Raw genomic sequence first — 12,635 nt, 5'->3', positions numbered from 1 at the left:
GGCCGGGGCAAATACGGGCCACGCGGCGGGCCTGGGCTAGGTTGGGACGCATGGCGTCCCGCGGCTCTTCCCCCACGCGGAGCGCCAGCACGAAGTCGAGCTCTTCGACCAGTGCTGCGCGTTCCAGCAAGACAACGGCAACCAAGAAGCCGGCCTCCCCGTCGAGGTCCGGCTCTTCGTCGCGCCGTCCCGCGCCCGCGAAGGCGGCGCCACCCCAGGGCCCCGGCGGCTTCAGCCGCGCCATGCGGGCCCTGGCCCGCGGCATCGGCGCCACGTTCCGCGGGCTCGCCGGGGGCGTCGGCTGGATCGCGCGCAGCTTCGGCGGTGCCGCCCAGGACGTGGACCCCAAGCTCCGCCGCGACGGCTGGGGCCTGTTCCTGCTGGCGCTCGGCATCGTGGTGGCGGCCCGGTTCTGGTTCCTCCTGCCCGGCCCGGTGGGCCAGGGCCTGGGGGACGGCATCTCGACGGTATTCGGTTCGCTCTCGGTGGTGGTCCCCGCGGTGCTGCTCTACGGCTCGTGGCGGGTGCTGCGCCATCCGCGTGATGTGGATGCCGCGCCGCGCACGGGACTCGGCTGGGTCCTCATCACCATCGGCGTCCTCGGGTTGGTGCACCTCAACCGCGGCATGCCCCAGCCCAGCGACATGACCGCGCTGCGTGAGGCCGGGGGCATCGTCGGCCACGTGGCCTCCAGCCTGCTGGTGGAACTGCTGACCGTCTGGGTCACGGTGCCGATCCTGGTGCTGGTCACCCTCTTCGGCGTGCTCGTGGTGATCGGGCGCCCGCTGCATGAGCTCGCTGCCGGGGCGAAGGGCCTTGTCAGCGCCCTCGTCGAGACCGACGGCGACGCGGACGAGTCGCGCCCGAAGCTGAAGCTGGGCGTCGACGTGCCCTACGACACGCCGCTGGTGGCCGATCCGGCCGAGGAACCCTCCGAGGAGGCCGTCTACGACATCGATGACGAGGGCTATCTCCTCCCCGCCGAACCCGAGGTCAGGCCCGCGCCCGGCCGGCCCAAGACCGAGGCGCACCGCGAGCTCGATCCGCCGCCGCACACGCCCCCGCCGGCCAAGGCCGAGCAGCTGCAGCTCGGCGGAGACATGGTCTACACGCTCCCCGACGACCGGACGCTGGCCACCGGCTCCAAGCCGAAGTCGCGCACGGAGGCCTCGGACAAGGTGGTGCGCCAGCTCGGGGACGTGCTGCGCGAGTTCGAGATCGACGCGCGCGTCACCGGCTACACCCGCGGCCCCACCGTCACCCGCTACGAGGTGGAGCTCGGCTCGGCCATCAAGGTGAGCAAGGTCACGGGCCTGGCGGACAACATCGCCTACGCGGTGGGATCCAACGAGATCCGGATCCTCACCCCCATCCCCGGCAAGTCCGCCATCGGCATCGAGATCCCCAACCTGGACAAGGAGGTGGTCTCGCTCGGCGACGTGCTGCGCTCCCCGAAGGCGAAGAACGACCACCACCCGCTCACCGTGGCGCTCGGCAAGGACGTCGAGGGTGGCTTCGTGGTGGCCAACATGGCCAAGATGCCGCACCTCCTGGTGGCCGGAGCCACCGGCTCCGGCAAGTCCAGCTTCATCAACTCGCTGATCACCTCCATCATGATGCGCGCCACCCCGGACGAGGTTCGCCTCCTCCTGGTGGACCCGAAGCGGGTGGAGCTCAACCACTACGAGGGCATCCCGCACCTGGTCACCCCCATCATCACCAACCCGAAGAAGGCCGCCGAGGCCCTCGCCTGGGCCGTGCGCGAGATGGACCTGCGCTACGACGACCTCGCAGCCTTCGGGTTCCGGCACGTCGACGACTTCAACAAGGCCGTGCGCGCCGGGCAGGTCAAGCTGCCCGAGGGCTCGGAGCGCGTCCTGGCGCCGTACCCCTACCTGCTGATCGTGGTCGACGAGCTCGCCGACCTCATGATGGTGGCGCCGCGCGATGTGGAGGAGTCCGTGGTGCGCATCACGCAGCTCGCCCGCGCCGCAGGCATCCACCTCGTGCTCGCCACGCAGCGCCCCTCCACGGACGTCGTCACCGGCCTGATCAAGGCCAACGTGCCCTCCCGGCTGGCCTTCGCCACGTCGTCGATGACCGATTCGCGCGTCATCCTGGACCAGCCCGGGGCCGAGAAGCTCGTCGGCAAGGGCGACGGGCTCTTCCTGCCGATGGGGGCGGGCAAGCCCGTCCGCGTCCAGGGCGCGTGGGTCAACGAGTCCGAGATCCGGGATGTGGTGTCCTTCGTCTCCACGCAGCTTCAGCCCAACTACCGCGACGACGTGACGGTCGCGGGCGGGGGCGAGAAGAAGGTGGTCGACGACATCGGCGACGACATGGACCTGGTCCTGGACGCCTGCCGCCTCGTCGTGGAGCTCCAGCTGGGGTCCACCTCGATGCTGCAGCGCAAGCTGCGGGTGGGGTTCGCCAAGGCCGGACGGCTGATGGACATCCTCGAGAGCAGGGGAGTGGTGGGCCCGTCCGAGGGCTCCAAGGCCCGCGACGTGCTGGTCAAGCCCGATGACCTCGACGACGTGCTGGCCAACCTCGCGGCCGGGTAGCGGATAATGGCCCGGTGAAGACAGCCACCCACTCCGTCCACATCGCCTCCCTCGGCTGCGCCCGCAACGACGTCGACTCCGAGGAGCTGGCCGCGCGCCTCGAGGTGGGTGGGTTCCTTCTCGTCGACGACCCGGGCGCCGCGGAGACGGTGGTGGTGAACACCTGCGGCTTCGTCGAGCAGGCCAAGCAGGACTCCATCAACACCCTCCTGGAGGCCGCCGAGCTGAAGGACTCGGGAACCGTGCGCGCCGTCGTCGCTGTGGGGTGCATGGCCGAGCGGTACGGCGTCCAGCTCGCCGACGAGCTGCCGGAGGCCGACGCCGTCCTCGGGTTCGACGACTACGCCGACATCGCCGACCGGCTCCGAGGCATCCTCGACGGCGAGCACCACACCTCGCACGTCCCCCGCGACCGCCGCCTGCTGCTCCCGCTGACGCCGTCGGCCCGTCCTGCCGCGGCTGGAGGTGTCGCGGTGCCGGGGCACTCCCCGCTGCCCGACGGTGTGGCCCCGGCCTCGGGGCCCCGCACGCTGCGCCGCCGCCTCGCCGGGGGGCCGTCCGCGTCCCTGAAGATCGCCTCCGGGTGCGACCGTCGATGCGCGTTCTGCGCCATCCCCGCCTTCCGCGGCAGCTACCTGTCGCGCCCCGTCGACGAGATCGAGGCGGAGGCACGCTGGCTCGTCGAGCAGGGCGTCAAGGAGGTCTTCCTCGTCTCGGAGAACACCTCCTCCTACGGCAAGGACCTCGGGACGGAGCACCGGCTGGAGACGCTACTGTCGCGGCTGAGCCGGGTGGACGGGCTGGACTGGATCCGGGTGTCGTACCTGCAGCCGGCGGAGATCCGCCCCGGGATGCTGGACGCCATGCTCACCACGGAGAAGGTGGTGCCCTACTTCGATCTCAGCTTCCAGCACGCCTCACGCTCCGTCCTCCGCGCCATGCGCCGTTTCGGCGATGCGGACAGCTTCCTGGACCTCATCGGCAGGATCCGGGCGCATGCCCCCGCGGCCGGCATCCGCAGCAACGTCATCGCGGGGTTCCCGGGGGAGACCGAGGCGGACCTCGAGATCCTGAGAGGGTTCATCGTCGAGGCGAACCTCGACGTCATGGGCGTCTTCGGCTACTCCGACGAGGAGGGCACCGAGGGCGTCGGGCTGCCAGGGCACCTCCCCGAGGACGAGATCGAGGCGCGGCGCGCCCACCTGGCCGATCTGGCCCTCGAAGTCTGCGAGGCGCGCGCCGCGGACCGGGTTGGTGAGGATATCGTCGTCCTTGTGGAGAGCATCGACGATGAGATCGTCGGGCGCGCGATGCACCAGGGCCCTGAGACCGACGGTGTGGTCACGCTCGATCGCGAGGCTTCGGTCGGCGATCTGGTGGCCGCGCACGTGGTGGATTCGGCCGGAATCGATCTGATCGCGGAGGCGACATGAGCCAACCCAAGCGGGCCGTCGGGAAACCGAGCAACCTGAACGTCCCCAACGTGCTGACGGTGATCCGCATCCTGCTGGTGCCCGTCTACGTGGTGCTCATGTTCATCGCCCCGGATGATCTCGGCTGGCGCCTCGCCGCCACCGCCGTGTTCGTGGTCGCCATGTTGACGGATCTGGCCGACGGCTACATTGCGCGCCGATACAACCTCGTCACGGACTTCGGCAAGCTCTGGGACCCGGTCGCGGACAAGGCGCTGACCGGCGCCGCCTTCGTCTCGTTGTCCATCCTGGACTCCTTTCCCGGCCAGGTGGGCCTGCCGTGGTTCTTCACCATCATCATCCTGGTGCGCGAGTGGGGCATCACCTGGGTGCGCGCCGCCATCGCCAAGTACGGGATCATGGCCGCGAACAAGGGTGGCAAGGCCAAGACGCTCACCCAGACCCTTGCGCTGATCGTCTTCAGCGTCGGGCTGCAGTTCCTTCCGAGCGCCGTCCAGTTCATCGCCTGGGCGCTCATGTGGGCCGCGCTGATCCTCACGGTCGTCACAGGCGCGGACTACCTCCGCCACGCCTGGAACATCCGCAAGCAGGGCAGGGCGGGCCAGGTAGGCTGACCGGACGGACGCGACGAGGGGGCCTGGTGACCACGGCAGAAGATGTGATCAAGAAGATGACCCACCGGTCCGTGACGCTCGCCACCTGCGAGTCGCTCACCGGCGGCGGCATCGGTGCGGCCCTCACCTCGGTGCCCGGCGCCTCGGTCGTCTACCGCGGCGGCCTCATCACCTACGCCAGAGACCTCAAGGCCCGCCTGGCCGGGGTGGATCCGGAGCTGATCGACTCGGAGGGGGTCGTCAACGAGCTCACCGCCCTCCAGATGGCGGTGGGCGCCAAAGCACGCTGCGATGCGGACTGGGCCATCGCCACCACGGGCGTGGCCGGTCCCACGGAGACAGACGGCGCCAAGGTGGGCACCGTGTGGTTCGCCGTCGTCGGCCCCAGGGTGGGGATGTCGCCGGCTCCCCAGTACACGGAGCTCAGGGTGTTCGACGGAGACCGTGAGGCCGTGCGTGCCGCCGCGGTCGAGCACGCCTTCGAGATGCTGCTGCGCGTTCTGTAGATCCAAACAATCGGGAACAAACCGGCAGCTGCCGTGGTTTCACCCTCCGAGGACGGGCAGTGAGCCCTCCAGTTGGGTAGGTAGCCGTGAAGACGATTCTGATTCGTAAGGTGATGGGTGAGACGCTCCGGGAAAAGCGGATGTCCACCGGCATGACCCTGCGTGAAGTGTCGCTGGCGAGCATGGTCTCGCTCGGCTACCTTTCGGAGATCGAGCGGGGCCACAAGGAGGCCTCCAGCGAGGTGCTCTTCGCCATCGCGACCGCTCTGGACCTGTCGCTGTCGGATCTGATGATCGCCATCAGCGGCAAGTTGGCCGCCCTCGAGGCGCAGCGGATGCGTCGCGTGCCGGTGGCCGCCTGAGCAGAGGGCCCGCTCAGTGGCTGGGTGGTCCCTCCACCACGTAGACCTCGACGCCCGCGTCGCGGATGCGTTGCAGCTCGTCTTCGGGCGCTCCCGCATCCGTGACGAGGGCGTGGATCTCTGTGATGTCGGCCATCTTGGCCAGGGTCACGTGACCCACCTTCGTCGAGTCCACCACCACCACCACCCGCTCGGCGCGCTCGATCATCGCGTAGTTGGTGCGCGCCTCGATCTCGTCGTGTGTGGTCAGCCCACCTGAGGCGCTGACCCCGTCGACCCCCACCACGGCTGTGCCCACGTTGACCAGCTTCATGGTGGATTCAGCCAGGGAGCCGACCAGCTCCAGTGAGCTCGGACGGAGGACGCCGCCGGCGATCAGGATCCGGGCCTGGCCCTGCTCGGCGGCCTCGAGGCCGATGCTGATCGAGTTGGTGATGATCGTCAGATCGCTGCGGTGGTGCAGTGCGCGCAGCACCTCCGCCGTCGTCGTGCCCCCGGTGAGGCCGATGGCGTGCCGCCCCGGAGGGAGGAGCCCGACGACGGTGCGGGCGATGCGGCGCTTGGCGTCCTGATTGCGCCCATCCCGCAGCCGCACCGGCAGTTCCCTGCCCTTGACCGCCCGCGCGCCGCCGTGCGTGCGCTCCAGCAGTCCCTGTGCGGCGAGGAGGGCCACGTCGCGGCGGATGGTGGCGGCCGACGCGCCGAGTGTCGAGGCCAGGTCCGACAGAGCCAGCGGCCCGTTCTCGTTGAGCATCGCCAGCAGCGCCACCATGCGGTCTGAGCGCTTGTGGGAGGTCAGTCCAGGCGCATTCATCCGAGCGGGCTCCTTCGCACCGGTTGAGCGTTGTGCTCAACTTTCTGAGCGAGTCTACATCCCTCGCTCATCGCTCTCGCGTGAGTCGAACGCGGGTTGCGTGGGCGGCTACGGTGGCGGTGTGCGTGAGGTGGAGTTGTGGCTGCGAATGGGCACCGTGCTGCCCTCCGGGTACGCCGCCGTGTGGGCGGATCAGGTGGTGCTCGCGGAACTCGGGGGCCGCACGGTCCGGGAGGCGCTCGAGGCGGGGCTGCCCTGCAAGCGCATCTGGCGGGCCGTATGGCTGCACCTCGAACTGGATGACACGCAGCGTTGAGCGTGTCGCGCGGCATTCGAACGAGTGTTCGCCTAGGCTGGGTTCCACAACAGTTCTCCACAGGCGGTGGCTCGGCTGAAAAAGTGTCCGAGCCGTTTCCTAGAGTGACAACACCACACAGCAGCTGGCCGTTCGCGGTCCAGTCCTCGAGAGGATTCATCCCATGGCCGTAGCGGACCGCAACAAGGCGCTAGAAGCAGCCCTCGCCCAGATCGAGAAGGCCCACGGAAAGGGATCCGTGATGCGCCTGGGGGAGGACAACCGTCAGCCCATCGACATCATCCCCACCGGTTCCGTGGCGCTGGACGTGGCGCTCGGCATCGGGGGTCTTCCGCGCGGCCGGGTGGTCGAGGTCTTCGGCCCGGAGTCCAGCGGAAAGACCACCGTGGCTTTGCATGCCATCGCCAACGCCCAGCGCGGCGGCGGCATCTGCGCGTTCATCGACGCGGAGCACGCGCTGGATCCCGACTACGCGCAGAAGCTCGGCGTCAACACCGATGAGCTGCTGGTCTCCCAGCCGGACAACGGCGAGCAGGCCCTGGAGATCGCGGACACGCTCGTGCGGTCCGGGGCGATCGCGCTCATCGTGATCGACTCGGTGGCCGCCCTCACCCCGCGCGCGGAGATCGAAGGCGAGATGGGAGACTCGCACGTCGGCCTCCAGGCTCGCCTCATGTCGCAGGCGCTGCGCAAGATGACGGGCGCCCTGAAGACCACCAACACCACCGCCATCTTCATCAACCAGCTGCGCGAGAAGATCGGCGTCATGTTCGGCAGCCCGGAGACCACCACCGGTGGTCGCGCCCTGAAGTTCTACTCCTCCGTGCGCCTGGACGTCCGCCGCATCGAGACCCTCAAGGACGGCACAGAGAGCGTGGGCAACCGCACCCGCGTCAAGGTGGTCAAGAACAAGGTGGCACCGCCCTTCAAGCAGGCCGAGTTCGACATCATCTACGGCGAGGGAATCTCCCGTGAGGGCAGCCTGATCGACATGGGCGTGGAAGCCGGCATCATCCGCAAGGCCGGAGCCTGGTTCACCTACGACGCGGATCAGCTGGGGCAGGGCAAGGAGAACGCCCGCAACTTCCTCAGGAACCACCCCGACGTGGCGGCCGAGATCGAGCGCCGCATCCGCCTCCACCTCGGGGTGGACAAGGAAGGGGTCCCTGAGGGGATCAACCCGGAGACAGGCGAAGTTGACTTCTGAGGTTCCCACGGAGCGGGCCACCCAGCTCGAGGTGGCCCGCAAGATCGCGCTGGACCAGCTGGCTGTGCGCCAGCGCTCCGAGAAGGAGTTGCGCAGCGCCATGGCGCGGCGCAACGTTCCTGAGGATGTGGCAGACGAGATACTCGAGCGCTTCACGGATGTCGGCCTGATCGACGACGCGTCGTTCGCTGCAGCGCTCACCGCGTCCAGGTCGGGGTTCGGTCTTCGAGGACGGATGCGGATCAGGCAGGAGCTGCAGACCAAGGGCATCGAGCGTCACGTCGCCGATGAGGCGTTGGCAGGGCTCAGCAGGGACGACGAGCGCCGTGCCGCACTCACGCTGGCCCGTCGCAGGCTGCGGTCGATGGCTGCGCTGGAGCGGGCGGTCGCGCGCCGACGGCTCTACGGTGCACTCGCCCGTCGCGGGTTCGACGGGGGCGTGGTGGCCTCGGTCGTCGATGAGGTGATGGGGGAGTCCGAGGAGACCGGCGTCGCGGATGATGATTTTTGATCGTGCCAACTGTTGAGTTTTCCACAGGTCAGGAATAGGCTCGGGGGCAAGGTTCCAGGACCCCGCATAAACTCTCGCCTGCTTCGGCCGGTGAATCTGAAACGACACCACTCGGTGGCCTCGGCCACCGCATGACGCCCACCCTCGGAGTGCGCTGGCGCGCTCCGAACCTTTTCCCGACCCATGAGGTCGGGCGTGTCTGCCCGGAGATGTGCGGTGCCCGCGAACCATGTGGTTCTAGCGAAGGAGGCGCCGTGCGCGAGCTCGGTTGGATCGTTGCAGGCCTTCTCCTGGTTGGCGTCCTCGTCCTGATGTGGTTCCTGTGGCGATCAGCCGCGCGGTCACGGGCGGAGCGTGACTCCTGGGAGCGGCGTTCCCGGGACGACATGGCCTCGATGCGGGAGTCGGCCCAGGTGGCCGCCAACTCGCTGCGCGAAGACGCGGAGCGGATGCTGGCGAAGGCCCAGGACCGGGCCCGGGAAGCCATGGAGGACGTGGAGCGACGGCGTGCGGAGATGGAGATCTCGCTCGCCGCGCAGCGCGCCGAGCTGCGGGAGATCCGAGCCACGCAGGAGAGACGCGAGTCACGCCTTCACGAGCGCGAGGACCGGGTGGCTGCAGACGCAGAGGGCCTCGAGTCCCGCGCCCAACGGATGGAGGCGCAGCGTGCCCAGCTGCGCGAGCAGCGTGAGGCCCTGCGCGAGGAGCGGGAGCAGGCCAATGCTGAGTTGGAACGCGTGGCCGGCCTGACGGTGGCCGAGGCGAAGGCGGAGATCATCGTCGAGGCGGAGCGGCAGGCCAAGCTCACCGCCACATCGCTGGCCCGCGACATCGAGGCCACCGCAAAGCGGGAGGCGGATCGGCTGGCACGCTCGATCGTCATCACCGCCATCCAACGGGTGGCCTCCGAGCAGACCAGCGAGTCCGTGGTCTCGACGGTGGATCTCCCGAGCGACGACATGAAGGGCCGCATCATCGGGCGTGAGGGCCGCAACATCCGTGCCTTCGAGCAGATCACCGGCGTCAACGTCCTCATCGACGACACTCCCGAGTCGGTACTGCTGAGCAGCTTCGATCCGGTCCGGCGGGAGACGGCCAGGCTCACGCTGACGGACCTGGTGGCCGACGGCCGCATCCACCCCGCCCGCATCGAGGAGGTCTTCGAGCGCAGCCAGCGCCGCATCCACGAGCGGATCGAACGGGAGGCCGAGGATGCTCTCGCCGAGGTGGGCATCGTGGATCTGCATCCGGACCTCATCCCGATCCTCGGCTCGCTGGCCTACCGCACCTCCTACGGACAGAACGTGCTGCGCCACCTGGTCGAGTGCGCGCACCTCGCCGGGGTGATGGCGGCGGAGCTCGGGCTGGACGTGGCGGTGTGCAAGCGGGCCGCCTTCCTCCACGACATCGGCAAGGCGCTCACGCACGAGGTGGAGGGCCCCCACGCCCTCATCGGCGCGGAGCTGCTGCGCAAGCACGGCGAGCACGAGGACATCGTCCACGCCGTCGAGGCCCACCACAACGAGGTGGAGCCCCGTACCGTCGAGGCGGTGCTCACCCAGGCCGCGGACGCCATCTCAGGCTCGCGTCCCGGCGCCCGGCGCGAATCACTCGAGGCCTACGTCGAGCGGATGGAGAACCTCGAGGGCATCGCGATGGCGCACGAGGGGGTCGTGCGCGCGTACGCCATGCAGGCAGGCCGCGAGGTGCGGATCATGGTGGCCCCGGAGAGCGTCGACGACGCACAGGCGCACTCGCTGGCGCGTGACATCGCCGCGGAGGTGGAGCGGAACCTGAGCTATCCGGGGCAGATCAGGATCACCGTGGTGCGCGAATCGCGCGCCACGGAGACCGCCCACTGACGCCGGTCAGCTGACCCGGAAGCCCCACACCGAGCGCGACGACGCCCCCGGCTCCAGCACGATCAGACCCTCGTGGGTGGGGCCCTCGTTGAACGCGTCCGGGCCGCAGGTCATGGGTTCGACGGCCAGAGCCTTGCGCTGAGGCTGCGTGAACACCTGCCCCCAGGGGAGCGTCTCGTCGGCCCACAGGGTGACGGTGCGCCCGAGCGTGGTGAGCGTCAGCTCCCACGCGCCGTCGACGCCGGTCAACGCCGTGTCGAACTCGGTGTCGCCGATGACGCGCGTCTCGCGGAAGTCGTGCTCCGCTGTGACCTCGGCGATGGAGATCGGCAGCAGCCGCTCCGGGTCCACCAGCAGCTCCTGCGCGAAGGGGAGGGTGAGCTCCGCCGTGGCGAGGTCCGCCGCCAGGTAGGGGTGCGCGCCGTAGCCGTAGGGGGCGCGCGTGGCGCCCACGTTGGTCACCTCGACGCTCACCGTCAGCCCGTCGTCGCCGACGCGGTGCCCGATGGTGGCCTCCAGCACCGCGTTCCACCCGCGTTGCGGGTAGTAGCGCGACGTGAGGATCACCTCGTCGGCCGTGTGGCTGACGAGCTGCCAGGCGACGCCGTCGTTGAGCCCGTGCAGGGCTGTGGTGCGCGGCACCTCGGTGATCGGCAGCTGGTAGCTCTCCCCGTCGAAGGTGTAACGGCCGTCGCGGATCCGGTTGGGCCAAGGGAGGAGCTGGCGCCCCATCGAGCCGGAGGGGGCCTCGTTCTCGGCGAAGGTCCAGAGCACCTCCTGGCCGTCAAAGGTCAGGCTGCGCAGCGTGGCTCCGACCTCCGTGACGACGGCGGCGAAGCGGCCGTGAGTGATGGTGAACTGGGTGCCGGTGGGGTTGAGCGTCATGGGGCCGAGCCTACGGCAGGCCCATGATTGGGTGGCCCTCAGGCGGGCGATTAGCATGGTGGAACCATGGCTGACCCACGCACCTACCACGTCATCACCTACGGGTGTCAGATGAACGTCCACGACTCGGAGCGGATCAGCGGGTTGCTGGAATCGGCCGGCCTGTCCCGCGCGCAGGCAGGCGACGGGCTCGGCGCCGGAGCCGACGTCGTGGTGTTCAACACGTGCGCGGTGCGGGAGAACGCGGACAACCGGCTCTACGGCAACCTGGGCCACATGGCCAGCGTGAAGGCCCGTCATCCGGGCCTGCAGATCGCCGTGGGCGGCTGCATGGCCCAGAAGGACCGGGACCTCATCCTCGCGAAGGCGCCCTGGGTGGACGTGGTGTTCGGCACCCACAACGTCGGCTCCCTCCCCACGCTCCTCGAGCGGGCACGCGTGGAGCGCGAGGCGCAGATCGAGATCAAGGAGGCGCTGGAGACGTTCCCCAGCAACCTGCCCACCCGTCGGGAGTCGCCGTACTCCGCGTGGGTGTCGATCTCCGTGGGCTGCAACAACACCTGCACGTTCTGCATCGTGCCGGCGCTGCGCGGCAAGGAGGCTGACCGGCGCCCGGGCGACATCCTCGCCGAGATCGAGATGCTGGTGGAGCAGGGCGTGCAGGAGATCACCCTGCTGGGCCAGAACGTCAACGCCTACGGCGTGGAGTTCGGGGACCGGCAGGCGTTCGCGAAGCTGCTCAGGGCCTGCGGGGAGGTGAAGGGCCTTGAGCGGGTGAGGTTCACCTCACCCCACCCCAAGGACTTCACCGACGACGTGATCGACGCCATGGCGGAGACCCACAACGTGATGCCCCAGCTGCACATGCCGCTGCAGTCCGGATCAGACCGGATTCTGAAGTCCATGCGCCGCTCCTACCGGTCCGAACGGTTCCTCGGGATCCTGGACCGCGTGCGCTCAGCCATGCCGGAGGCCGCCATCACCACCGACATCATCGTCGGCTTCCCCGGCGAGACGGAGACGGACTTCCTGGCCACGATGGACGTGGTCCGCCGCGCCCGGTTCTCCGCCGCCTACACGTTCCAGTACTCCATCCGGCCCGGGACCCCCGCCGCGACCATGCCGGACCAGGTGCCGAAGGCGGTCACGCAGGAGCGCTACGAGAGGCTGGTGGAGCTCGTCAACGACCTGGCCTGGGAGGAGAACCGCCGCCTGGCAGGCAGCGACATCGAGGTGATGTTCGCCACCGGCGAGGGCCGCAAGGATTCGGAGACACACCGGATGAGCGGCCGAGGCCGCGACAACCGCCTCGTGCACGTGGCTGTGCCCTCGGAGCCCGCGCTACGCCCGCGCCCCGGGGACATCGCGACGGTGCGGGTCACCCACGCGGCGCCCCATCACCTCAACTCCGACGAGCCCCTGAGGAACCTGCGGCGAACCCGGGGCGGCGACGCCTGGGAGGCGGCCACCGCTCAGCCGAAGCCCGTGGGCATCGGGCTGGGGATGCCTGCGGTGGGCGAGCCGGCGCCCGAAACGGTGAGCGCCGGCTGCGCCTGACCCG

12 protein-coding genes are annotated in these 12,635 nt (G+C 69.4%); 10 read left to right on the top strand and 2 right to left on the bottom strand.

Annotation, left to right across the window (positions count from 1 at the left end):
• Positions 1–50: 50 nt before the first annotated feature.
• The 5 genes from ACX1D1_RS10980 (at position 51) to ACX1D1_RS10960 (ending at position 5,479) form a co-directional block, all read left to right on the top strand.
• Complete coding sequence (locus ACX1D1_RS10980; protein WP_459054574.1) at positions 51–2,564, top strand: FtsK/SpoIIIE family DNA translocase; 2,514 nt, start codon at positions 51–53, stop codon at positions 2,562–2,564.
• A gap of 14 nt (positions 2,565–2,578) precedes the next feature.
• Positions 2,579–3,997 (top strand): 30S ribosomal protein S12 methylthiotransferase RimO, encoded by a 1,419-nt coding sequence (rimO, locus tag ACX1D1_RS10975; protein WP_459054573.1) that lies wholly within the window; start codon positions 2,579–2,581, stop codon positions 3,995–3,997.
• Positions 3,994–4,611 (top strand): CDP-diacylglycerol--glycerol-3-phosphate 3-phosphatidyltransferase, encoded by a 618-nt coding sequence (gene pgsA / locus ACX1D1_RS10970; RefSeq protein ID WP_182784273.1) that lies wholly within the window; start codon positions 3,994–3,996, stop codon positions 4,609–4,611. The genes rimO and pgsA overlap by 4 nt, the downstream gene beginning before the upstream one ends.
• A 26-nt stretch (positions 4,612–4,637) precedes the next feature.
• Positions 4,638–5,117 (top strand): CinA family protein, encoded by a 480-nt coding sequence (locus tag ACX1D1_RS10965; protein WP_182784271.1) that lies wholly within the window; start codon positions 4,638–4,640, stop codon positions 5,115–5,117.
• 86 nt (positions 5,118–5,203) lie between these two features.
• Positions 5,204–5,479, top strand: coding sequence for a helix-turn-helix domain-containing protein (locus tag ACX1D1_RS10960; protein WP_370585808.1), 276 nt, complete (start codon positions 5,204–5,206; stop codon positions 5,477–5,479).
• A 13-nt stretch (positions 5,480–5,492) separates the two neighbouring features.
• On the opposite strand, the gene ACX1D1_RS10955 is transcribed toward ACX1D1_RS10960, so the two are convergent.
• The gene (locus ACX1D1_RS10955; RefSeq protein ID WP_182799981.1) at positions 5,493–6,251 is read right to left on the bottom strand and encodes a DeoR/GlpR family DNA-binding transcription regulator; all 759 of its coding nucleotides are present in this window, start codon (positions 6,249–6,251) and stop codon (positions 5,493–5,495) included.
• 163 nt (positions 6,252–6,414) lie between these two features.
• Between ACX1D1_RS10955 and ACX1D1_RS10950 the strand changes: the two genes are divergently transcribed.
• The 4 genes from ACX1D1_RS10950 to rny all read left to right on the top strand — a co-directional run bounded on the left by ACX1D1_RS10950 (position 6,415) and on the right by rny (position 10,189).
• On the top strand, positions 6,415–6,609 hold the full coding sequence (locus tag ACX1D1_RS10950) for a DUF3046 domain-containing protein (protein ID WP_370585807.1): 195 nt from the start codon (positions 6,415–6,417) through the stop codon (positions 6,607–6,609).
• Positions 6,610–6,772: 163 nt separating this feature from the next.
• Positions 6,773–7,816: a recombinase RecA gene (gene recA, locus ACX1D1_RS10945; protein WP_182799791.1), complete on the top strand. Its 1,044-nt coding sequence runs from the start codon at positions 6,773–6,775 to the stop codon at positions 7,814–7,816.
• The gene (locus ACX1D1_RS10940; protein WP_459054572.1) at positions 7,806–8,327 is read left to right on the top strand and encodes a regulatory protein RecX; all 522 of its coding nucleotides are present in this window, start codon (positions 7,806–7,808) and stop codon (positions 8,325–8,327) included. Before recA ends, ACX1D1_RS10940 begins: the two co-directional genes overlap by 11 nt.
• Before the next feature lie 254 nt (positions 8,328–8,581).
• Complete coding sequence (gene rny, locus ACX1D1_RS10935) at positions 8,582–10,189, top strand: ribonuclease Y (protein WP_370585806.1); 1,608 nt, start codon at positions 8,582–8,584, stop codon at positions 10,187–10,189.
• 6 nt (positions 10,190–10,195) lie between these two features.
• Here rny and ACX1D1_RS10930 read toward each other — a convergent pair whose 3' ends face one another.
• Positions 10,196–11,074, bottom strand: a complete 879-nt coding sequence (locus tag ACX1D1_RS10930) for an aldose 1-epimerase family protein (RefSeq protein WP_182799792.1) — start codon at positions 11,072–11,074, stop codon at positions 10,196–10,198.
• Between the two features lie 66 nt (positions 11,075–11,140).
• Between ACX1D1_RS10930 and miaB the strand changes: the two genes are divergently transcribed.
• On the top strand, positions 11,141–12,631 hold the full coding sequence (gene miaB / locus ACX1D1_RS10925; RefSeq protein ID WP_182784260.1) for a tRNA (N6-isopentenyl adenosine(37)-C2)-methylthiotransferase MiaB: 1,491 nt from the start codon (positions 11,141–11,143) through the stop codon (positions 12,629–12,631).
• The last annotated feature ends 4 nt before the right edge of the window (positions 12,632–12,635 follow it).

It is taken from the genome of Tessaracoccus luoxuelianae, assembly GCF_054483915.1.
The sequence above is the reverse complement of the archived record's forward strand: the minus strand, read 5'-3'. Positions and strand labels throughout refer to the sequence as shown.